This window comes from Lelliottia sp. SL45, assembly GCF_026672535.1.
In the GTDB taxonomy this organism is placed as follows: Bacteria; Pseudomonadota; Gammaproteobacteria; order Enterobacterales; family Enterobacteriaceae; genus Enterobacter; species Enterobacter nimipressuralis.
On the sequence record NZ_JAPPRH010000003.1, the window covers coordinates 2,090,756 to 2,112,762 of the forward strand.

A 22,007-nucleotide genomic window follows, 5' to 3' on the forward strand; every position below is an offset into this window, starting at 1 on the left:
ATTAAGCAACGAGAAGAACCCACTCTTCACTTTGCGTGCTTATCCTGGAGACAGGGTGTCGGTCTTGGTGTAGGGTTGGCTTCGAATGTAACCACTATTAGCCTTATGGATAAGGCGAAAAGTCTGAGAATGCACAAAGTTATATGACCACTGTACCTGTACAACGTGAATATTTCCTCGACTCGATCCGGGCATGGCTGATGCTATTGGGGATCCCATTTCACATCTCACTGATTTACTCCAGCCACACCTGGCACGTTAACAGTATAGAGCCCTCATGGTGGCTGACACTGTTTAACGATTTTATTCACTCCTTCCGCATGCAGGTGTTCTTCGTCATTTCCGGCTATTTCTCCTACATGCTGTTTTTGCGCTATCCGATGAAGCGCTGGTGGAAAGTGCGCGTCGAGCGCGTCGGCATTCCGATGCTGACCGCCATCCCGCTGTTGACACTGCCCCAGTTCATCATGTTGCAGTACGTAAAAGGCAAAGCGGATAACTGGCAAAACCTGTCGCTGTATGAGAAATACAACACCCTGGTCTGGGAGCTGGTTTCGCACCTGTGGTTCCTGCTGGTACTGGTGGTGATGACGACCGTGAGCCTGTGGATTTTCAGCAAGTTGCGCCGCCATCTTAGCCGACATCACGAATCGCATTTCCCCCACCTCACCTATGGCAAGCTCTCTCTGCTCTTCCTGGTGCTGGGTATCGCTTACGGCGCGATTCGCCGTATTCTGTTTATGGTTTATCCGCCAGTACTGAGCGATGGGCTGTTTAACTTCGTCGTGATGCAAACCCTGTTCTACATCCCCTTCTTTATGCTGGGTGCGCTGGCGTTCATCTCGCCGAAGCTCAAAGCGCTGTTCACCACGCCCTCGCCGTGGTGCGCCGTCGGTTCAGCCCTCGCCTTTGCAGCCTATCTGCTCAATCAGCGTTATGGGAGTGGCGATGCGTGGATGTACGAAACAGAAAGCGTGATTACGATGCTGCTGGGGCTGTGGATGGTGAACGTGGTGTTTGCGCTGGGGCATCGCCTGCTGAACTTCAAATCCGCGCGGGTGACCTATTTCGTCAACGCGTCGCTGTTTATCTACCTGGTTCACCACCCGCTGACGCTCTTTTTTGGTGCATATATCACCCCGCACATTCGTTCTAATGCATTAGGCTTTTTCACCGGTCTGGTGTTTGTGGTGGGGATTGCCATCCTGCTGTACGAAATTCATCTGCGAATTCCCCTGCTGCGTTTCCTGTTTTCCGGTAAACCGCAAAACAAAGCGGACAGCGTTAAAGCCGCTTAACATCCTGTCGCGCCGGGCCTCCGGCGCGTCTACAGTAACCACTCCACCGGCAGCCACCAGGCGAGCCGCACCAGCACCCGCTGCCAGAAGCGCGTCTTCGGCTCTTTCTTGAGGACAATCTCCTCGCCCTCTTTTTGCTCCACCCAGTTTAAACGCCCGAATTTATCCAGCCGGATTTGCCACGCCTCATGCTGACGGCTTTTCAGAAAACGTCGGTGGATCAGGCGCGCCAAAGTTTCGCTTTCAATGACAAACCCCATTTCGGTGTTCAGCATCGTCGAGCGCGGATCGAAATTCAGCGAGCCGATAAACACTTTTTCGTTATCAATGCTGAAGGTTTTGGCATGTAAGCTTGACCCGGAATTCCCCGTCAGGCCGCGGTCCCGAAGGCCTGGGACAAAATCCTGCGTCGGTTTCAGTTCGTAGAGTTCAATCCCGTGACGCAGCAGTTTTTTGCGCCAGCGGGCATACCCCGCATGCACCACCGCCACGTCGTTTGCCGCCAGTGAATTGGTAAGAATCGCGATTTTGACGCCCTTGCGCACCATTTGCAGCAGTAGCGCGACGCCGGCGCGGGTCGGGACAAAATAGGACGAGATAATATCGATCTGTTCCACCGGCGAGCCCATAACATCCAGCAGACGCTGTGGCAGCAGGGAATGGCGCTTCGCCCGCCCTAGCCCCTTACGCGGATCATCGCTGAGCAGACGAGTTTTCGCCCAGATAAGCGGCAAATTGCGCGCTTCAAGCCGGGTGATGAACTGGCTGGACTCGAGTTTATCCAGGTACCGCTGGGTAATGTCATTCTGATACCACTCTTCCGGCGGATGGAGACGCATTTCAATCTCCTCCTCCGACAGCTCAAGCACCTGCTTCAGGGGCGAGACGCAGGCGCTGTTCCAGTAGCGTTCGAAATCGTCCGTGACATCCGCCACCACAGGCCCGATGGCCATCACATCCAGATCGGAAAAGAGCGGCGCCTCCCCTGCCCCAAAATAGGCATCCCCGACATTTCGGCCCCCCACAATGGTCGCTTCACCGTCGACGGTGAAACTTTTATTGTGCATTCGGCGGTTAAGTCGGGCGAAATCGGTGAGATAACCCAGCGCGCGCAGGGTGCGGAAAGAGAAAGGGTTAAACAGCCGGACGTCGATATTGGGATGGGAATCGAGCAAGCGCAGGATAGCATCCAGTCCCTGCGTATTGTTGTCGTCAAGCAAGAGCCTGACCCGCACGCCGCGCGAAGCCGCCGCGAGTAGCACGGAAAACAGCAGACGCCCCGACATATCGTCTTCCCAGATGTAGTACTGCACATCCAGCGTCTTCTCGGCCATTTCCGCAAGCCTGTAGCGGCAGGCAAACGCGTCCAGACTGTCATCCAGAGGAAGCAGCCCACACATCCCCGGATGTTCGGCATTGACGGGCGCGATAGCACGCCCGAGTCGCGTGTTATGCGTCGAGATCCTCTCCTCGCTGGGTAAGGAGTCGTTGGTAAAGTCGGGCATTTTCGTCATCATAGCAAACAAAGTATACCCGTTCCGGTAACGGCTTGCGGGTGAGATAGTCTGAAACCGTCGTCACCGCGATGGCCGCCGCAGCAGCCTTGGGAAAACCGTAGACACCGGTGCTGATCGCCGGGAAGGCGATAGTTTGATAGCCATTGGCGGCCGCCAGACGCAGACAATTCAGATAGGCATCTTCCAGGCTTCGCGCCTCATGATGCTCTCCGCCCTGCCAGATCGGGCCTACCGCATGAATAACTGCTTTGGCAGGCAGATCGCCTGCAATCGTAATCACCGCATGTCCTGGCGCTAACTCACCCTGCTGCTGACGAACAATTTTACAGGCTTCCAGCAGCTGTGGCCCGGCGGCGCGATGAATGGCACCGTCGACGCCGCCACCGCCCATCAGGGATGGATTGGCGGCATTGACAATGACATCAACGTGCTGCGTGGTGATGTCCCCGAGGACAACTTCAATGTGCGGTCTCATATCTAACCCTCTACTACCGATCTCTTTGTTAAGTGTATAGCAGCGGTCAGTTGGGAAGAAGTAATTGATAAGAAAAGCCCTCCGGTCGTGAAACGGGAGGGCTCTGGCCTAGCGATAGTTGACTAATAACACTGCCAACGTTTTTTCCGGATTGATATATTTCATACTTACCGTGGCGACATCTGGGTAAGGGTTATGTCCCCGCAGGGCATCACCGTAACTTACCTGGGTGGTTTGCACGCGTCCTTCGTGCGGGCATGACAACGCAAACTGATTATGCTGTGGTGAAATCTCACACGGGTCTTCCACAATCGACCCGTTAAAATGAATCACACCGCCGTTAACCGTGGTTGCAGCTAATGCTGGAGTCAGTGCCGATAAAACAACAATACCTGCTGAAATAATACTTTTTACTATGGACGCTGCCATGGTTGGCTCCTCAATGAGAAATCATCCTTGAGGGGTCACGCATTCCTTATTCAAATCATAGAAACATTCATTGGGAACCGCCAAATTATCCAATATCTTGATTTCGTGAATATTTCATTCAGAACCCGGCCATTGTTGCGATAAATGAAGCGATTGCCCGTCAGAGACATTAACGACAATTCTCACGGAATCTTTAGGGTTAATATTCAGACTCAGACGGGTTAAATCGATCGGTTGATTCGCGGGAATAGAGAGGGTGCTGCGCTGGCTAGACGTACTTTGTCCCCCAAGCCCTTCCCGAGAAGAAATAATTTGCACCTGACACACGCAGGGTTCAGTCAAAATAACCTGAGGAATGATGGTGGTCATATCCCCGTCGTGGGTGGTTTTAAAGGTGATCTGGCTCGAGAGCGCAGCAAGGAGTAATAAGGTGTGCATGATAAACTCCCGAAAAAAAACAGGGCAAATGCCCTGTTTTTTTGTAGTACAGATTCGAAATTAATACTGATGCGCAGTCGCGTTGTTGCCGAAGCCAACCTGATGCACAGTTACAGTTGACCCGGAAGCGGTCTGGTCCACTGCCGCGCCGTTGCCGCCGCCGAACTGTTTAACACTGATGGTGGAGTCTTTACTGTTCCACTGATCGAGGGTTGCGCTGTTACCAAAGCCTTTCTGCAGCAGGTCAATGGAACTGTCATCAGAACCTTGTCCTACATCAGCACCGTTACCGCCGCCGTGCTGAGTAATAGTCAGGTCAGAATTTTTAGCGTCAGTTTGCAAGGCAACAGCTGAGTTGCCGCCACCGTACTGGTAAATGCTCAGAGTTGAGTTCGGGCCGCTATTACCGCCACCCCAACCACCACCGCCGCCGCCATATTGTGGAACCGCACCAGCCAGAGCACTGCCAGAAACTACGATTGCTGCAATTGCTGCCACTTTGAAAAGTTTCATGGTAAACCCCCATCGGATTGATTTAAGTCGTCGTAAATAGTCAGCGTTGGATAACGCGAATTGCCATTTGCGACTGTCTCTGTACTACAACTGCTGTTTTTTGCGTACCATACTGGGTAATATTCGCTTTGTTACCCGAGCCTTTCTGGATAATCATCGCGGTATTACCAAAAGCCCCTTGCTTAATACTCGCATCATTGCCGTTACCGGACTGATCGATATAAGCGAGGTTATAAGTCCCTGATTGATCAACTTTCGCTCGGTTGTTCCCGCCATCCTGAGAAACAACGGACAGTAATTTAGAACCGCCCTGGCGAACGTCAGCATTATTACCTGAACCTTGTTGACCAATAATGGCTGCCTGATTATATGAAGACTTGCTTAATTCATTAATCGCGAAGTTATATTCCGAGACTGCCAAATCCGGACCTGCCGCGATCGCTAACCCAGGCGCACCCAGTAATGTAAACATCATAAATAACGTTCTGTTTTTCATGTTGTCACCTGGACCTGGTAATAAATAAATGGCTTGGTGTTAACGCGATTCGTTTTTTGTTAACGCCGCGTTACGATGAAGAGTATGTCTACCGAAACAATTTAAATATCTCACCCGCGAGTGTTATTTTTATTTAATGGGTCACCTCAAAGTATTAATTAATGCCAAAATTATCAGTCGGCAGCGTAAGTTAGTTTTTTAAATATTATTTTGATAACCTGTTTGCGCTTCGTTAAGGAAGCGCTTATCGCCCCCGTCGCGTCTGCCCTTCGCGCTTCGACGACAACATTCCGCGACACCTCTGTCACAAGACGTACGATTTCTTAAGAGCTTTCTGTTAGCATGCAAAGTCTTAGACTTCTCATCTCACTCATACCTGTTACGAGCAAACACAAAATAATCAATTGATAATAAAATCAACCAATTGCAATAATTTGTATGATTTTTAAAATGTGTGCAGCATTATTATCATGTACAACTTTTTTATCATTGCTGAACTTTTAAAGCACCTTAAATTCACAAATTAATATTGATTTTTACATCCTGTTACACCATTAACACTTGATTTAAAAATCGTAATAGCTAGATTGAAATCAGCAGTACGAATTATTTTTAATATTTACCTCCTCCTGGAGGTTATGGTCTGATTCTACACACAGCAGTGCAACATCTGTCAGTACTTCTGGTGTCCCCCGAATATATCGGGGGACAGCTGCCAGGTGTTATAAAAAAGTGGGGTTTCATCATGTTTAATGAAGTCCATAGTTTACATGGTCATACATTACTGTTGATCACAAAGCCTTCTTTACAAGCGACAGCCTTATTACAACATTTGAAGCAGTCTCTGTCATTGAACGGGAAATTGCACAATATTCAACGTTCTTATGATGATATTGCTCCTGGCAGCATCATTCTCTTCGATATGATGGAAGCTGACAAAAAGCTTATCCATTACTGGCAAGATAACTTAAGCAGGAAAAACAATAATATCCGCGTATTATTATTGAATACACCTGATGAGTATCCTTTCCGGGATATTGAAAGCTGGCCGCATATCAACGGCGTCTTTTACGTCACTGAAGACGAGACGCGTGTGGTGGAAGGGTTGCAGGGTATTTTGCGTGGAGAGTGTTACTTTTCACAGAAACTGGCCAGCTACCTCATCACTCACTCCGGAAATTATCGCTATAACAGTTCAGAGTCGGCTTTGCTGACCCATCGCGAAAAAGAGATTCTGAATAAATTACGCATTGGTTCTTCAAATATTGAAATCGCCCGTTCGTTATTTATCAGCGAAAATACAGTGAAGACACATCTCTATAATCTTTTCAAGAAGATAGCTGTTAAAAACAGGACTCAGGCTGTTTCATGGGCAAACGATAACCTCAGGCGTTAATAACATGAAACGCACGTCGAGTTGGATCGCGGCAGTCGGCTTTCTGCTCGCTGCCGGAAATCTTCACGCTGTTGAAGTGGAAGTGCCCGGATTATTAACTGACCACACCGTCTCATCTATCGGCCACGATTTTTATCGGGCATTTAGCGACAAATGGGAAAGTGATTATCCAGGCAATTTAACAATCAATGAGCGGCCCAGTGCTCGATGGGGAAGCTGGATCACCATAACGGTTAATCAGGACGTGGTGTACCAGACATTTTTATTCCCAACGAAAAGAGACTTTGACAAAAACATCAGTTTTGCACTGGCACAAACTGAAGAAGCGGTAAATCGTCTGCAAATCGATAAGGCTCTGCTGAGCACTGGCGATTTAGCAAAAGATGAATTCTAGCGATATTAATCTCCGGAGGCTGTAATGCGTCTCGCACACACAGTGATTTCGTTAATGCTGATTGCACCGTTAAGCTGGGCCGGGAATATGACTTTCCAGTTCCGTAACCCAAACTTTGGTGGCAATCCAAATAACGGGGCTTTTATGCTCAATGAAGCCCAGGCCCAAAACTCCTACAAAGACCCCAGCTATAACGATGACTTTGGTATTGAAACACCGTCTGCACTGGATAACTTCACGCAGGCTATTCAGTCGCAAATATTAGGTGGCTTGCTCACGAATATTAATACCGGCAAGCCTGGCCGCATGGTGACCAACGATTTTATTGTCGATATTGCCAATAAAGACGGGCAACTGCAGCTGAATGTGACCGACCGGAAAACGGGCAAAACGTCCACCATTCAGGTATCGGGTCTCGCAACCGATTCAACTGATTTTTAAACAACCACGAAATAAGGACAACAATCATGCAGCGCTTACTGATTCTTGTTGCAGTGTGCTTATTGAGCGGTTGTTTAACTGCTCCACCTAAAGAAGCCGCTAAACCCACGCTGATGCCCCGGGCGCAAAGCTATCGCGACCTGACACATCTGCCGGCGCCAACCGGTAAGATATTTGTCTCGGTTTATAACATTCAGGATGAAACGGGCCAGTTCAAACCATATCCGGCAAGTAACTTCTCGACGGCTGTTCCACAAAGTGCCACCGCCATGCTGGTGACTGCGCTCAAGGATTCACGCTGGTTTATTCCTCTGGAACGCCAGGGGCTGCAAAACCTGCTGAACGAACGCAAAATCATTCGTGCGGCTCAGGAAAACGGCACCGTTGAGGTTAATAACCGCGTACCGTTGCAGTCGCTGGTTGCCGCAAACGTCATGGTTGAAGGCTCGATTATCGGCTACGAAAGTAACGTGAAATCGGGCGGTGTCGGGGCGCGTTATTTCGGTATTGGGGCGGACACGCAGTACCAGCTCGACCAGATTGCCGTCAACCTGCGCGTGGTTAACGTGAGCACCGGTGAAGTGCTGTCATCGGTCACCACCAGCAAAACGATTCTCTCCTATGAAGTTCAGGCCGGTGTCTTCCGCTTCATCGACTACCAGCGTCTGCTGGAAGGTGAAATCGGCTACACCTCGAATGAACCGGTGATGATGTGTCTGATGTCGGCCATCGAAACAGGGGTTATTTTCCTGATTAACGACGGGATCGATCGTGGACTGTGGGATCTGCAGAATAAAAATGACGTGAAAAATGAGGTGCTGGTGAAATACCGCGAAATGTCGGTGCCTCCAGAATCCTGATTCAGAAAGCACAACGAAAAAGCGAGGCGCTAAGGCCTCGCTTTTTTATTTGCTTAATACCGTGCCGTTTTCCTGCGCCCGTTCTCGCCGGGCCGCCAGCCACAGTCCGCTGTTTTTCATCGCGTAGCCAAACACCAGTCCCAGAAGGAGCGACGGGATAATCATTTTCCAGTCGCCCTGCCCGGCAAAGGTCGCGCATGCGCCAATGAAAGTTCCAGGAACAAAAGAGAGCAGCAGGTGTTTTGCCTGAATGCACATCAAAAAAGCCACTACGCCGGTCATCATATAGCCGACGATCTCAAGATGCGGCGCAAGCGCGCTGCCGTGCATGATAATCAATGCCCAGACAACGCCGCTCATCATGGTGCAGCCCGAGATAAACAGCCCTTTCAGTCCGCCCTGCGGACAGGCGAAGTAGGCGGTACAGCCGAGGAAACCCGCCCAGCTGAGCAGTCCCAAAGACACGGCAACCCATCCCCAGATTCCGGAGAGGATCCCTGTCGTAATGGCAATGGAAAGTAATATATTCATGGCGCGCATCTTATCAGATACGCGCCAGTGAAATGAGATCACGAGCACATTTTGTTCAAATCAAAATGTATCGTTACATTGAATATGTGATTTAAATCACTCTTCGTTCTCTTCCTGTAATTCGTCCCACATGGCGGAGATCGCTTCACGGGTCAGCGGTGCCATGGTGCGCCAGAAAGGAGATGTGGCATGGGCTTCAATCTTACCGAGGAAAGCGCCGCACCAGGGGAGAATGTAATCCCCAAACAGCGTTTCCAGAGCTTCGCTTTCATCGTCACCGGCGTGATCTTCAATCCACGAGGCCGCCAGCAGCAGCGTGCCGATATGGTCGGCAGGCGCATCGCTCAGGGGCATACCGCGCTCGGAGAGGAACGCGCGCACTTCAGATTCCGTCGCCCCCTCTTCCCAGGAAGAGCGATACGGTGAAACGCGCCCCTCTTCGCCCACAAACAGGGCGTTGTAATCCGCCGAAATCTGCTGCATATCGCAGCTCTTTTGCAGGCGTTGCAGTAGCTCCTCCTGCTCCAGCGGCCAGTTGTCCGCGAGCTTACCTTCGCGAATCAGCGTAAAGAGCGGAACCAGCAGCGGATCTTGCGGCTGGCGATAGTACAAGGTGCCCAGTACGCGGCAAAGGATTGAAAACTCGTTCATTTATTTATTCCATGACTGTATTAAAGTTCAGCAAATTCAGCGATCGGTGGCATGCCACGCGATTCGAGGAAATCCAGCATCCGACGCGGGGTAACGTTAAGAATACGCTCTTCCGGGAACCCGACTTCATCTAACACTTTCCGGCACTCGCCAAATTCCCCCAGCGTAAAAGCGGTGTGGGAATCAGAGCCCAGCGCCACCATTCCGCCAGCATCACGCACCGCCGCCGCCACTGCGCGACAGTTGGCTTCGCTGCCAATGCGCGAGTGGGTAAAGGAGGAGTTATTGATTTCCAGCGCCACGCGGTGTTTTGCCGCCGCCTGGGCGACCGCCTGAATGTCGATTGGGAATTTCGGGTTGCCAGGGTGGCTGATAATGTGGACGTTGCCGCTGGCAATCGTCGCGATCATCGCCTGGGTGTGGGTCTCTTTATCCTGAGGAGCAAACACCGGCTCATGAAAACCGGCGATAATCAGATCCAGAGAGGTCAGCATCGGGCCAGTACAGTCGATCTCGCCGTCCGTATTTTTAATGTTCGCCTCGATGCCGCGCAGTATCCCCACGCCATCCACCAGACGAGGCCAGATGCGCATATTTACAAAGTGCCAGTAGTGCGGCGCATCAGCCATATCCGGGCCGTGATCGGTGATCGCAAAAAGCGTAATCCCTCTCAGTTTGGCTTGCGCGATGTAGTCATGAAGGGTGCTGTACGCGTGGGTGCTGGCGACGGTGTGCATATGCAGGTCTACGGGATACATCTCTCTCTCCTCTGATGTTTTACCCCAAGGATAGCAGGTATACCCGGCGAATATCAGCAAAAACCCGGCAAAAGCCGGGTTGCGGTTAGTAGCCTCGCTGCCTGTCGACCTGTCCGGTCGCGGCTTTCCCCTGCTCCAGCAGCGCTATGGTGCGGGCGATGTAATCCACGGCTTCTTCCGGGCGGGTGACAGCGGCAATATGCGGCGTCATCGCCACGCGCGGATGCGCCCACAGCGGGCTCTCTTCCGGCAACGGTTCACGGCTGTAGACATCCAGCATCGCCCCTTTCAGCTTACCGCTGTCGAGCGCGTTAAGCAGATCCGCTTCCACCAGATGCACGCCGCGCGCCAGGTTCATCACATAGCTTTGATCCGGCAGTTGGTTCAGCAGATCCTGATTGATAATGCCGACCGTCTCCGCCGTATTCGGCAGCAGGTTGATCAGCACGCGCGTCCCTTTCAGGAAGGCTGGCAGTTCGTCATGACCGGCAAAGCTCTCCACGCCAGGATACGTCTTGCGCGTGCGGCTCCAGCAGCGCAGCGGGAATCCCCAAGGCGCGAGGGCTTCCGCCACTTTTGAACCCAGCACGCCCGCACCCAACAGCCCGACGGTAAAATCTTCGCGCTGATAATCGGCTAACGGTTCCCAGCGCGATTGTTGCTTCAGCGCCTGATAGTCGTCAAAACGGCGGAACCAGTGCAGAACCTGGCTCACCGCGTATTCCTGCATTTGCTGGCCCATCCCGGTATCTTCGAGGCGGAACAGGGGAATATGTTCTGGCAACATTTCCGGATGCGCTTTTAATTTGCTCAGGATGGAATCCACGCCCGCGCCGAGGGCGAAGACCGCTTTCAGATTGCGCCCCTGCAACATCTCCACCGGCGGATGCCAGACGAGCGCATAATCCGCATGTTCGTTATCGCCCCGCTTCCATTCACGCACGCGCGCGCCCGGAATGGCTGTCGACAGCGCCTTAATCCAGTAAGGGGTATCAAACGTCGGATGGTAAAAGATGATATCCATAAATGACTCCTGCTTTTTATTGCGATGTTTTATATGTGTTTTCAAGAGGATTATCAGGATAACAAATATTGCGCAGGGTGTGTTGATGATAAAAAAAGCGCTTTCAGCACATTCAGGAATCACATTGCTGAAACTTTATCTAAACACGCCAAATAACTGAAAAAGTTGATTGACGGCGATGCCCCTTTTACTTACATTAGCGCCCGTCCCAGCAACAACGGGATGACAATACGGTGAGGTGTCCGAGTGGCTGAAGGAGCACGCCTGGAAAGTGTGTATACGGCAACGTATCGAGGGTTCGAACCCCTCTCTCACCGCCATATTTGAAGAAGAGCTCGCATGAAAATGCGGGCTTTTTTTTCGTCTGTCGTTTGGGTCTACTCCTCGACAATCCGCGCGTATTCTTCGGCCAGAAAATCCACCAGCGTGCGCACAGAAGGCAACAGTCCGCGCCGCGAAGGATACACGGCGTGAATGACTTCCCGCTGCGGCTCCCACTCGCTCAGTACCCTGACCAGCTCACCGCGCGCCAGCTGCTCCTTGACCATTAAAACGGGTAACTGGACCACGCCGACACCAGCCGATGCCGCTTCGCGCAGCGCCAGCATATCAGAGGTGATATAACGCGGCGTAAAGTGGATCTCCGCCTTCGCGCCCGCAGGCCCGGTCAGCGCCCATTTGTGAACCTGCTTGCCCGCCCCCATGCTCAGTCCGGGCCACTGGCTGAGTTCAGCAGGCGCTGTCGGTGTACCCAGCCGTTCAATCAGCTGCGGGCTCGCCACCAGACAGTGACCGCGATCGGCGAGCACACGCAAGACCAGATCGCTATCGTCAAAAGGCCGTGGCCTTACGCGAATTGCCACATCAATCCCCTCCGCCACCACATCCACGCGCCGGTTGGTGGCTTCCAGCTGCAGATTCACGCCCGGATAGCGGACCATAAATCGCGCCAGCATCGGGCCAATATGGACATGTAGCAGCGTAACCGGACAGGTTATGCGCACCATTCCGCGCGGCTCTGCCTGTAAAGCGGCAACAGCCTCCTGCGCCGCCTCCGCTTCCACCAGCATCGCTTTGCAGTGCTGATAAAAGGTATGGCCGATGTCGGTGACCGTAAACTGCCGCGTGGTGCGCTGTATTAATCGCACGCCCAGCCGCTCTTCAAGCTGCGCAATACGACGGCTGAGGCGGGATTTTGGTAAATCACAGGCCCGTCCTGCTGCGGCAAATCCGCCGTGGTCCACCACTTTCACAAACCACGCAAAATCATTGAGATCCTGCATTTCGCCTCCATCGTCCTGTTTATGGAACAGTGAGTATTAATTTCACACTCTACCGGGTTATTAATGTCGAATATAAGCTAATACACATCAACCGAACAGCAGGAGAAAAACATGAAACAGGTTACTGGCGTCTATACCGCACCGCGTCCCCACTGGGTGGGCGACGGTTTCCCGGTACGCTCAATGTTCTCTTACCAGACTCACGGCGAAGCCCTCAGCCCTTTCCTGCTGCTGGACTATGCAGGCCCGCACGTTTTCCCCGGCGACGGCGTGAAACGCGGTGTGGGTGAGCATCCCCATCGCGGCTTTGAAACGGTGACCATTGTCTATTCCGGCGACGTAGAGCATCGCGATTCAACCGGTAAAGGTGGCGTAATTGGTCCGGGCGATGTGCAATGGATGACCGCCGGTGCGGGCATTTTGCATGAAGAGTTTCACGCCGATGCCTTCTCGCGCCAGGGCGGTGAGCTGAAGATGATGCAGCTGTGGGTCAACCTTCCGGCGAAGCACAAAATGGCCACACCGGGCTACCAAAGCATCACCAAAGCGGCGATCCCGGTCGTGGCGCTGCCCGATAACAGCGGCGAGCTGCGGGTGATTGCCGGTCAGTATGGCGATGCACAAGGTACGGCGCACACCTTCTCGCCCCTGAACGTATGGGACATTGCCCTGCATCAGGGCGGCCATCTGAGCCTGAACCAGCCGGATGGCTGGAGCACGGCGCTGGTGGTGGTCGAAGGCAGTATCACAGTGAATGGCACCACCGAAGCCGGTGAAGCCCAGCTGGTGGTGCTGAGCCAGAGCGGGGATAAACTGCACCTTGAGGCCACCCGTGACGCAAAAGTGCTGCTGATGTCCGGCGAGCCGTTAAACGAGCCGATTGTTGGTTACGGTCCGTTCGTGATGAACACCAAAACCGAGATCGCAGAGGCGATCGGTGATTTTAATTCCGGTCGTTTTGGTCAGATGTGAGCGTAAACCGGCAGAGGTGATTATTGCTTAACCGAACAGCCACTCGGGCATAAAATTTGCTTGACCGTTTTAGCGCAACTCCCTATAGTAGCGCCCCGTTGCCCCCGAGAGGTCAGGCAGCGAAACAATACGGTGAGGTGTCCGAGTGGCTGAAGGAGCACGCCTGGAAAGTGTGTATACGGCAACGTATCGAGGGTTCGAACCCCTCTCTCACCGCCATATTTGAAGAAGAGCTCGCATGAAAATGCGGGCTTTTTTTTCGTCTGTCGTTTGGGTTCCCCAGAAAGCAAAGCCCGGTTGCCCGGGCTTTGTCATCAGCAGCAAATTCAGTCGTAAGCAAGCAGTGCGCGCTGGCACAGAACCGAGCGTACGCAATCATCTTTGTTGAAACGCACCACCCCAACCATGTCATCTTCCACAAAACGTGCCAGCGCATCGCTCAGGCCCGATTTGACACCCGACGGCAGGTCGCACTGGGTGATATCGCCGTTGACGATAACGGTCACGTTTTCCCCGAGGCGCGTTAAAAACATCTTCATTTGCGCTGCGGTCACGTTCTGAGCCTCGTCGAGAATGACGACCGCATTTTCAAATGTACGTCCGCGCATATAGGCGAACGGCGCGATTTCCACCTTACCAATCTCTGGTCGCAGGCAGTACTGCATAAAAGAAGCCCCCAGGCGTTTCACCAGCACGTCATAGACAGGCCGGAAATACGGGGCAAACTTCTCTGACATATCGCCGGGCAAGAAGCCGAGATCTTCATCGGCCTGCAATACCGGACGGGTGACGATAATTCTGTCCACATCCTTATGAATCAGAGCCTCCGCCGCCTTGGCAGCACTTATCCACGTTTTCCCGCATCCGGCTTCACCGGTTGCGAAGATCAGCTGTTTACTCTCGATAGCATTCAGGTAGTGCGCCTGAGCTTCATTGCGGGCGGCAATTGGGGAGTTATCACGGCTGTCTCGCGCCATGCCAATTGCTTCTACGCCGCCACTCATCTGCACAAGCGAGGTGACCGACTCTTCTTCACGCTGTTTATGGCTACGTGAATCCCGTCTCAGCACACGTTTTGCTTCGCGACGAGCTTTGATCACTGCTTTTTGTCTTCCCATGGATAGCACCTTGAGTTGTTGGTATTCATCACACGCGCCGTTGGCAGCGCGATTATGCGCACGAACATCTGAGGTTTGGCTTCCTTGTAAGCCCTTGCTTGCCTTTTGGAATGACGATGCAAAACGGCTACGCGCACCGTTCTGCACGCCGGATAAGTTCTTTTGAGGTATTGGGGAGGAGAATTTTGTGGTGAAGAAATCGCTGCCGGAGTCAGAGCCTCCGCGCCGGGTGCTGCGGTTGTTATGTTTAACTTGTCCAGTACAGGACCCAACCATTCGCGATCTCCATAGTGAATCGTTATCACTGCCGGGAACTACCGCTGTCTTATATTAAGTACATCAGGATTTATCACAAATGCAACATTTTTTTTACCTGAACGCAACTTTTTTCAGGCTCGCCCTGCAGCTGAGTTCAGTCTCATACAGAAATATGACAGAAATATAACAGTGAGGGTCATAGGAAAAAATAATCTCCCCGCGCGGGTGGCGGGGAGAATAATCAGGCTTCGATCAGCCCTTGTGCGAGATACGCGGTGTTATCGCGCACGCCCGGCAGAGCAAAGAAATACCCGCCGCCGATAGGTTTTATGTACTCTTCCAGCGCCTCGCCGTTTAACCGCTTCTGCACGGTTAAAAAGCCCTTCTCCAGATCGTGCTGATAGCAGACAAACAGCAGGCCCATATCCAGCTGCCCGGAGTTGGTCACCCCCAGCGAATAGCTGTAACCGCGACGCATCATCAGGCTGGACTCGGTTTCCGGCGTTCGCGGGTTCGCCAGACGAATATGGCTGTCGAGCGCGATGGTATCGCCGTCCGGATCTTTTGCGTAATCCGGTACATCGTGTTCGTTTTTCATGCCCAGCGGCGCACCGCTCTGCTTGTCACGACCGAAAATGGTTTGCTGCTCTTTCAGCGGCGTGCGATCCCAGAACTCCACGTGGAACTGGATAATGCGCACCGCCTGATAAGTGCCGCCCACCGCCCACGCCGGTTCGCCCTGATCCGCCGTGGTCCAGACCACGTTTTTCATCAGCGCCGCATCTCGGCTGTCCGGGTTGGCCGTTCCGTCTTTAAAGCCGAGCAGGTTGACCGGCGTCTCTTTTCCCTGGCTGCGCGCCGCGTGATCGGAGATAAACCCTTCCCGTTTCCAGCGCACGCTGAGCAGATCCGGCGTGTGCTTGATGATATCGCGCAGGGCGTGGATCACCGTATCCTGGGTATTGGCGCAGATCTGGATCAGCAGATCGCCATGACAGAGCGCGGCGTCGAGAGAATCATTTGGAAAACGCGTCATCTTTTGCAGCGTTTTCGGTTTCTGTTTCTCAAGCCCGTAGCGGGCGTCAAACAGCGACTCGCCAACGGAAACCGTGACCGTCAGATTATCCGGGGCGATAAACGGCCCCAGAATACCCGAATCCATCGGCGGCATCCGCGGATTCGGCGTTTCCGGCGCCGGGCCGCCTGCCGTCAGAAACGCAATCCGCTTCGTCAGCAAACGGAACAGACGTTCCAGATCCGCTTTATCGCTCGCCAGCGAATCAAACGCCACCACCATCATCGCCGCCTGCTGCGGCGTCAGGATCCCGGCCTGATGTTCACCGTAGAACGGCTGCGTCTCCATGCGTGCATTCGGGGAGAGTGTTCCCGGCGCGCTTTGCGGTTTGGCCGCATGCGCCACCGGGCACCCCCCCGCCAGAGCGAGCGCGCCGCCAAGCGCCCCCACCCCTTTTAACAATCGACGGCGCGACGGTTCTGCGACGTCGATTTCGTGATGTTTACTCATAATGCTTAGTCCAGACCCAGTACGCCACGCAGCTGTGCCAGATCTTCCGCCAGCGTCGTGATTGGCCCTTTCAGCGCATTCCGGTCGGCGTCCGTCAATTTGTCGTAAGTCTCATACCCGTCTTTGGTACGGTACTTCGCCAGAATGGTATTCACTTTCTTGAAGTTGGCATCCACTTTCGCCAGCAGTTCGCTGTTGTCTTTCTGCAGCTGCGGACGCAGCAGGTCTACAATCTTCTGCGCGCCATCAACGTTCGCCTGGAAGTCCCACAGGTCGGTGTGGCTGTAACGATCTTCTTCGCCACTGATTTTGCTGGCCGCCACTTCTTCAATCAGGCCAGCCGCGCCGCCCACCACTTTTGACGGCGGGAAAGCCAGCTCGCTAATGCGTTTTTGCAGATCCAGCACGTCGGTATTCAGCTGCTCCGCGTACTTCTCCATCCCTTTGGTGGAGTTATCGCCAAACAGCGCTTTCTCCAGACGGTGGAAGCCGGTGAATTTCGGATCGGCGGCTTTCTGCTCGTAATCATCTTCACGGGCGTCGATGCTGCCGTCGAGGTCAGAGAACAGCTCGGCAATCGGTTCGATACGCTCGTAGTGCTGGCGCGTTGGCGCGTACAGAGATTTGGCTTTCTCGATATCACCCGCTTTTACCGCGTCGGTAAAGGCTTTGGTACCGGCAACCAGGTCTGCGGTCTCTTTGGTCACGTAGGCTTTATAGGCGGTGATCGCCTCGCCCAGACTCAGCAGCGCTTCGCCTTTCGCCGCATCCGCCGTGGCTTCGCCTTTGACGATCAGCTTGCCTTTCGGGTTGGTCAGCAGGCCGCAGGTCATGTCATATTCGCCCGGCTGCAGGTTAGCCGTCATTTTCTGGGTAAAGCCCGGCGCGATGTTTTCACGCTCTTCCACCACCATCACGCCTTTGAGGATTTCCCACTCCAGCGCCTTCTGGCTATGGTTCTGAATGATAAACTGGGTTTTACCGCTGTTGACCGTGATGGTCATCGGCTCACACTGTTTATCGTTCACGGTGACTTTCACCTGAGGAACATCTGCCGCGCCCGCTGAGAATGCATATGCAAACAGCGCTGCCACACCTGCCTGTAATGCAGTACGTCGAAATTGAATTGCCATGACCCTTCCCTTTCTAAAAGTATGTATAAACAACACGAAGCACTTCAGGGCGCAGTACGCGACGGCTGAGTACTGGGGCGTGATGGCATAAAGAACAGCACCAGCGCCGGAATGAGATAGATGAAATACATCGCCACTTCGCTGACGCTCGGCGTTTCCTGATAGCCGAAGATGCCTTCGAGCAGGGTGCCGGTCAGAGAGTGGGTGGAGAGCGTATTACTGAAATCGAACGCAACGTCCTGGAAGTGGTTCCACAGGCCCGCCTCGTGGAAGGCGCGAATCGCCCCTGCCGCCAGCCCGGCGGCGACCAGCAGAATGAACAGGCTGGTCCATTTGAAGAACGCGCCAAGGTTCAGGCGAATGCCGCCCCAGTAGAGCATGAATCCCAGCACAATCGCGGTGGCGAGCCCCAGCATCGCGCCGAGCGGCGGCCAGATCCCTACGTCCTGCTGGAACGCCGCCAGCAGGAAGAAGACTGACTCCAGCCCTTCGCGGGCGACGGCGAAAAAGACCATCCCAATCAGCGCCCAGCCGTGGTGGTTGCCCTTTTGCAGCGCGTGATCGACCGCCTGCTCCAGCTGCACTTTGACGTTACGCGAGACTTTGCGCATCCAGAACACCATCCAGGTGAGAATCACCACGGCAATCACCGCCACGATCCCTTCGAACAGCTCCTGCTCTTTTTGCGGGAATTCACCGGTGGTTTCGTTAATCAGGATCCCGAGACCTAAACAGAGTGCGGCGGCGAGAATAACGCCAATCCACATCACACCAATCCAACGGCCGCGCTGGGTGCGCTTCAGGTAGCTTGCAATCAGACTGACAATTAAGGCCGCTTCAAGCCCTTCACGTAACATAATGAGAAATGGAACAAACATGCCGACACCTTAAATGTTTATCGCGGTCAACTGGTGCAAAGAAAGGTAAATAACTGTGATAGTGATTATCATTACGGCAGAAAGAAAAACAAGCGAATTGTGTCAGGTTTTGATGACCAGTTGTAAATCCATCGCCGGTTAATAGTTACGATCGTTACCGTTATGTATATAACTTATAACGTAAATGCCCATTTACGGTTCCCGTGCCCTATGGCTAAATAAGCGCTTCGTTTACCTGCTGAAAATTCAAAATGTATAACTTTGTTCATTTCCTGCTGGCGCTGGTCATTATTCTTGCGCTCGCCTGGCTGGTGAGTTTCGACCGCCGAAAAATTCGTATTCGTTATGTTTTACAGCTTATTGTGATTGAAATTGCGCTGGCGTTCTTTTTCCTGCACGCCGAAAGCGGCCTCTTCGTGATTCAATATGTCTCCGGTTTCTTTGAATCCCTGCTGAAATTTGCCGCGGAGGGCACCAATTTTGTCTTTGGCGGAATGGGTGAAAAAGGGCTGGCGTTCATTTTCCTCGGCGTGTTGTGTCCGATTATCTTTATTTCTGCCCTGATCGGTATTCTCCAGCACTGGCGTATTCTGCCGATTTTTATTCGTCTGATCGGCACCCTGCTGTCAAAACTGAATGGCATGGGCAAGCTGGAATCCTTTAACGCCGTCAGCTCATTGATTCTCGGCCAGTCGGAAAACTTCATTGCTTACAAAGGGGTGCTCGGCGATCTCTCGTCTCGTCGCCTGTTCACCATGTCGGCGACGGCGATGTCCACCGTTTCCCTGTCGATCGTCGGCGCTTATATGACCATGCTCGATGCGAAATTCGTGGTCGCGGCGCTGATCCTCAATATGTTCAGCACCTTTATTATTCTGTCGGTCATTAACCCGGCAAGCCCGGAAGCCGAGCCGGAAATCAAACTGGAAAAACTGCACGAATCCCAGAGCTTCTTTGAGATGCTGGGCGAGTATATTCTGGCCGGTTTTAAAGTGGCGATGATTATTCTGGCGATGCTGATTGGCTTTATTGCCCTTATTAGCGCCGTCAACGCCCTCTTCTCCAGCCTGTTTGGAATGAGCTTCCAGCAGATCCTTGGCTATGTTTTTTATCCGCTGGCGTGGCTGGTGGGCATTCCCCTGAGTGATGCGCTGAACGCGGGCAGTATTATGGCGACCAAACTGGTGGCGAATGAATTTGTGGCGATGATTGAGCTGCAAAAAATTGCCGGTCAAATGACACCGCGCGGGCTGGGCATTCTCTCTATCTTCCTGGTGTCGTTCGCCAACTTTGCCTCTATCGGCATCGTGGCCGGGGCGATCAAAGGGCTGAACGAGAAGCAAGGCAACGTGGTATCTCGCTTTGGTCTGCGTCTGGTGTACGGCGCGACGCTGGTGAGCTTGCTGTCGGCAAGTTTTGCGGGGCTGGTGCTTTAACACCGTTTGTCGAACAGATGATATGCAGGCCGGGTCAGCGTTAGCGCCACCCGGCTTTTTCTTGCAATAATAACAATGAGGATAGCGAACAATGACCATCAAAACAGGGCTTATGGTTGCCGCACTTTTCATGCTGGCCGGCTGCAACGCCCCCTCGCATACGGCTCCTGACGCCACCTGCAAAGTGGATAACCAGATGCAGCAAACCACGCTCTATTTCGGTCTGAATCGTCCGGCGGGTGCCCCCATCACCGGGCAGGAGTGGCAGCAGTTTGTCGATCAGGACGTAACGCCGCGTTTTCGCGATGGCTTAACGGTGTTTGATGCGCGCGGACAGTGGCTGGGCAATGACGGGAAAGTGGCGCGTGAGCCAAGCAAAGCGTTGATGCTGATCCACGGGAAAGATGCTCAGAGCGAGAGCAATATCGAAGCATTACGCGGGATCTACAAATCTCGGTTTGCGCAGGAGTCGGTGATGCGCGTTGATCAGCCGGTCTGCGTGCAGTTCTGACAAATAAAAAGCCGGGCGGCGATGACGCCTTACCCGGCTTTGAAAACCTGTTTATGCTTATTCAGGCTGTAACTTTACCGGCGGTGCCGTGTGGTAATGCGCATCCGCTTCGGCAAAACGTTCCTGCATAGCCGCCGACGGCGCTTTCCCCAGCAGGCTGAACACCACAATCCCGATGCTGCCGAAGATAAAGCCTGGAATGATTTCATACAGGCCCAGCCACGCGAACTGTTTCCAGACGATAACCGTCACCGCACCGATGATCATCCCCGCCAGCGCGCCGTTTCGGGTCATGCGTGACCAGAGTACAGAGAACAGCACCACCGGACCAAAGGCTGCACCGAAGCCCGCCCAGGCGTAGCTCACCAGTCCCAGCACGCGGTTTTCCGGGTTTGCGGCCAGCGCGATAGAGACCAGCGCCACCGCCAGCACCATAAAGCGTCCGACCCACACCAGCTCTTTCTGGCTCGCGCCTTTACGCAGGAAGGCCTTGTACAGATCTTCTGTAATGGCGCTTGAGCACACCAGCAGTTGACAGCTCAGGGTCGACATCACCGCCGCCAGAATCGCCGACAGTAAAATCCCGGCAATCCACGGGTTAAACAGAATCTGCACCAGCTCGATAAACACGCGCTCGGCGTTCTGGTTCACCGCCCCCGCCTGCGCCGGGTTGTTATTGAAGTACGCAATGCCGAAGAAGCCGACCGCAACCGCACCCGCCAGGCACAGGATCATCCACGTCATACTGATACGACGCGCATGCACGATGCTGTGGTGAGAATCCGCCGCCATGAAACGCGCCAGAATGTGCGGCTGGCCGAAGTAGCCCAGGCCCCAGCCCATCAGTGAGATGATGGCCACGAAGTTCAGCCCTTTGAGCATATCGATGTTTTCAATGCTCTTTTGCTTGATCACTTCCAGCGAATCGCCAAACCCGCCGACGGTGATAATTACAATCACCGGGGTGAGGATCAGGGCGAAAATCATCAGGCTCGCCTGCACGGTATCCGTCCAGCTCACGGCCAGGAAGCCACCGACGAAGGTATAAAGGATGGTGGCTGCAGCACCGGCCCACAGTGCGGTTTCATAGCTCATGCCGAAGGTGCTTTCGAACAGACGAGCCCCGGCGACAATCCCGGACGCACAGTAGATGGTGAAGAACAGCAGGATCACCAGCGCGGAGATAATACGCAGCACGCGGCTTTTATCTTCGAAACGGCTGGTGAAATAGTCCGGAAGCGTCAGCGCGTTGTTGTTCACTTCGGTGTGAACACGCAAACGACCGGCCACCAGTTTCCAGTTAATCCATGCCCCGATACACAGGCCGATGGCAATCCAGCTTTCGGAAATCCCGGAGATGAAAATCGCGCCCGGTAACCCCATCAGCAGCCAGCCGCTCATGTCGGAAGCGCCCGCTGACAGCGCGGTCACGAAGGGCCCTAAACTACGCCCACCTAAAATATAGTCGTCAAAGTTTTTGGTCGAACGCCATGCAATAAACCCTATCAGGATCATGCCAAAAATATAAACGAGAAATGTCACCAGCATCGGTGTGCTAATAGCCATTTAAAATCTCCAAAAATATCGAGCGACAGCCGTCCGGGCTGCCTTATTATTCGATTATCGGAACGTGATAATCATGAGTGTATTTCGGTTGGGCGCGCGTATCCTG

At 53.3% G+C, this 22,007-nt stretch carries 24 protein-coding genes and 2 tRNA genes; 10 read left to right on the forward strand and 16 right to left on the reverse strand.

The features are described 5' to 3' along the window. Positions 1–143: 143 nt before the first annotated feature. Positions 144–1,298: a glucans biosynthesis protein MdoC gene (gene mdoC, locus OVA10_RS16280; protein WP_268196355.1), complete on the forward strand. Its 1,155-nt coding sequence runs from the start codon at positions 144–146 to the stop codon at positions 1,296–1,298. A gap of 29 nt (positions 1,299–1,327) precedes the next feature. Here mdoC and OVA10_RS16285 read toward each other — a convergent pair whose 3' ends face one another. The 6 genes from OVA10_RS16285 to csgB all read right to left on the reverse strand — a co-directional run bounded on the left by OVA10_RS16285 (position 1,328) and on the right by csgB (position 5,166). Further along, the gene (locus OVA10_RS16285; RefSeq protein WP_198520758.1) at positions 1,328–2,812 is read right to left on the reverse strand and encodes a phospholipase D family protein; all 1,485 of its coding nucleotides are present in this window, start codon (positions 2,810–2,812) and stop codon (positions 1,328–1,330) included. Continuing rightward, positions 2,748–3,290, reverse strand: coding sequence for an O-acetyl-ADP-ribose deacetylase (ymdB, locus tag OVA10_RS16290; RefSeq protein ID WP_100780626.1), 543 nt, complete (start codon positions 3,288–3,290; stop codon positions 2,748–2,750). The genes OVA10_RS16285 and ymdB overlap by 65 nt, the downstream gene beginning before the upstream one ends. A 108-nt stretch (positions 3,291–3,398) precedes the next feature. Continuing rightward, positions 3,399–3,719, reverse strand: a complete 321-nt coding sequence (locus OVA10_RS16295) for a type 1 fimbrial protein (protein ID WP_100780627.1) — start codon at positions 3,717–3,719, stop codon at positions 3,399–3,401. 114 nt (positions 3,720–3,833) lie between these two features. Next, the gene (csgC, locus tag OVA10_RS16300; RefSeq protein WP_100780628.1) at positions 3,834–4,157 is read right to left on the reverse strand and encodes a curli assembly chaperone CsgC; all 324 of its coding nucleotides are present in this window, start codon (positions 4,155–4,157) and stop codon (positions 3,834–3,836) included. Between the two features lie 60 nt (positions 4,158–4,217). After that, a complete protein-coding gene (csgA, locus tag OVA10_RS16305; protein WP_100780629.1) occupies positions 4,218–4,670 on the reverse strand; it encodes a curli major subunit CsgA in 453 nt (150 codons plus the stop codon). 40 nt (positions 4,671–4,710) lie between these two features. Further along, the gene (gene csgB, locus OVA10_RS16310; RefSeq protein ID WP_100780630.1) at positions 4,711–5,166 is read right to left on the reverse strand and encodes a curli minor subunit CsgB; all 456 of its coding nucleotides are present in this window, start codon (positions 5,164–5,166) and stop codon (positions 4,711–4,713) included. A 745-nt stretch (positions 5,167–5,911) separates the two neighbouring features. On the opposite strand from csgB, the gene csgD reads away from it, so the two are divergent. The 4 genes from csgD to csgG are packed head-to-tail and all read left to right on the forward strand — an operon-like array spanning position 5,912 to position 8,257. Beyond that, entirely contained in the window at positions 5,912–6,562 is a 651-nt protein-coding gene (gene csgD / locus OVA10_RS16315) for a biofilm master transcriptional regulator CsgD (RefSeq protein WP_100780631.1), read from the forward strand. 4 nt (positions 6,563–6,566) lie between these two features. Beyond that, on the forward strand, positions 6,567–6,956 hold the full coding sequence (csgE, locus tag OVA10_RS16320) for a curli production assembly/transport protein CsgE (RefSeq protein ID WP_100780632.1): 390 nt from the start codon (positions 6,567–6,569) through the stop codon (positions 6,954–6,956). A gap of 24 nt (positions 6,957–6,980) precedes the next feature. Further along, entirely contained in the window at positions 6,981–7,397 is a 417-nt protein-coding gene (csgF, locus tag OVA10_RS16325) for a curli production assembly/transport protein CsgF (protein WP_102105558.1), read from the forward strand. A 26-nt stretch (positions 7,398–7,423) separates the two neighbouring features. Beyond that, a complete protein-coding gene (gene csgG, locus OVA10_RS16330; RefSeq protein WP_100780634.1) occupies positions 7,424–8,257 on the forward strand; it encodes a curli production assembly/transport protein CsgG in 834 nt (277 codons plus the stop codon). A 45-nt stretch (positions 8,258–8,302) separates the two neighbouring features. Here the strand turns inward: csgG and OVA10_RS16335 are convergent, their stop codons facing one another. The 4 genes from OVA10_RS16335 to ghrA all read right to left on the reverse strand — a co-directional run bounded on the left by OVA10_RS16335 (position 8,303) and on the right by ghrA (position 11,221). Continuing rightward, entirely contained in the window at positions 8,303–8,788 is a 486-nt protein-coding gene (locus OVA10_RS16335; RefSeq protein ID WP_206732568.1) for a DUF1097 domain-containing protein, read from the reverse strand. Between the two features lie 96 nt (positions 8,789–8,884). After that, entirely contained in the window at positions 8,885–9,439 is a 555-nt protein-coding gene (locus OVA10_RS16340) for a TorD/DmsD family molecular chaperone (RefSeq protein WP_268196357.1), read from the reverse strand. Between the two features lie 20 nt (positions 9,440–9,459). Beyond that, positions 9,460–10,197 (reverse strand): phosphatase, encoded by a 738-nt coding sequence (locus tag OVA10_RS16345; RefSeq protein WP_100780637.1) that lies wholly within the window; start codon positions 10,195–10,197, stop codon positions 9,460–9,462. Positions 10,198–10,282: 85 nt separating this feature from the next. Further along, the gene (gene ghrA / locus OVA10_RS16350; protein WP_268196358.1) at positions 10,283–11,221 is read right to left on the reverse strand and encodes a glyoxylate/hydroxypyruvate reductase GhrA; all 939 of its coding nucleotides are present in this window, start codon (positions 11,219–11,221) and stop codon (positions 10,283–10,285) included. Between the two features lie 232 nt (positions 11,222–11,453). On the opposite strand from ghrA, the gene OVA10_RS16355 reads away from it, so the two are divergent. Next, a tRNA-Ser gene (locus OVA10_RS16355) sits at positions 11,454–11,541 on the forward strand. Between the two features lie 57 nt (positions 11,542–11,598). Here OVA10_RS16355 and OVA10_RS16360 read toward each other — a convergent pair. Further along, positions 11,599–12,504 (reverse strand): LysR family transcriptional regulator, encoded by a 906-nt coding sequence (locus OVA10_RS16360; RefSeq protein WP_107703893.1) that lies wholly within the window; start codon positions 12,502–12,504, stop codon positions 11,599–11,601. A gap of 111 nt (positions 12,505–12,615) precedes the next feature. Between OVA10_RS16360 and OVA10_RS16365 the strand changes: the two genes are divergently transcribed. Then, positions 12,616–13,476 carry a pirin family protein gene (locus OVA10_RS16365; protein ID WP_268196359.1) on the forward strand — a complete coding sequence of 287 codons (861 nt, stop codon included), beginning with the start codon at positions 12,616–12,618 and terminating at the stop codon, positions 13,474–13,476. Between the two features lie 131 nt (positions 13,477–13,607). Beyond that, a tRNA-Ser gene (locus tag OVA10_RS16370) sits at positions 13,608–13,695 on the forward strand. A 107-nt stretch (positions 13,696–13,802) separates the two neighbouring features. Here OVA10_RS16370 and phoH read toward each other — a convergent pair. The 4 genes from phoH to efeU all read right to left on the reverse strand — a co-directional run bounded on the left by phoH (position 13,803) and on the right by efeU (position 18,388). Beyond that, positions 13,803–14,594: a phosphate starvation-inducible protein PhoH gene (gene phoH, locus OVA10_RS16375; protein ID WP_174348619.1), complete on the reverse strand. Its 792-nt coding sequence runs from the start codon at positions 14,592–14,594 to the stop codon at positions 13,803–13,805. Positions 14,595–15,093: 499 nt separating this feature from the next. Then, on the reverse strand, positions 15,094–16,377 hold the full coding sequence (efeB, locus tag OVA10_RS16380) for an iron uptake transporter deferrochelatase/peroxidase subunit (RefSeq protein ID WP_194513309.1): 1,284 nt from the start codon (positions 16,375–16,377) through the stop codon (positions 15,094–15,096). 5 nt (positions 16,378–16,382) lie between these two features. Next, positions 16,383–17,510, reverse strand: a complete 1,128-nt coding sequence (gene efeO / locus OVA10_RS16385) for an iron uptake system protein EfeO (protein WP_100780643.1) — start codon at positions 17,508–17,510, stop codon at positions 16,383–16,385. Between the two features lie 44 nt (positions 17,511–17,554). Then, positions 17,555–18,388 (reverse strand): iron uptake transporter permease EfeU, encoded by an 834-nt coding sequence (gene efeU / locus OVA10_RS16390; RefSeq protein WP_100780644.1) that lies wholly within the window; start codon positions 18,386–18,388, stop codon positions 17,555–17,557. 251 nt (positions 18,389–18,639) lie between these two features. On the opposite strand from efeU, the gene OVA10_RS16395 reads away from it, so the two are divergent. After that, positions 18,640–19,824 carry a NupC/NupG family nucleoside CNT transporter gene (locus OVA10_RS16395; RefSeq protein WP_268196360.1) on the forward strand — a complete coding sequence of 395 codons (1,185 nt, stop codon included), beginning with the start codon at positions 18,640–18,642 and terminating at the stop codon, positions 19,822–19,824. A gap of 91 nt (positions 19,825–19,915) precedes the next feature. Then, entirely contained in the window at positions 19,916–20,335 is a 420-nt protein-coding gene (locus OVA10_RS16400) for a DUF3574 domain-containing protein (protein WP_268196361.1), read from the forward strand. A 57-nt stretch (positions 20,336–20,392) separates the two neighbouring features. Here OVA10_RS16400 and putP read toward each other — a convergent pair whose 3' ends face one another. Then, positions 20,393–21,901: a sodium/proline symporter PutP gene (putP, locus tag OVA10_RS16405; RefSeq protein WP_268196363.1), complete on the reverse strand. Its 1,509-nt coding sequence runs from the start codon at positions 21,899–21,901 to the stop codon at positions 20,393–20,395. Between the last annotated feature and the right edge of the window lie 106 nt (positions 21,902–22,007).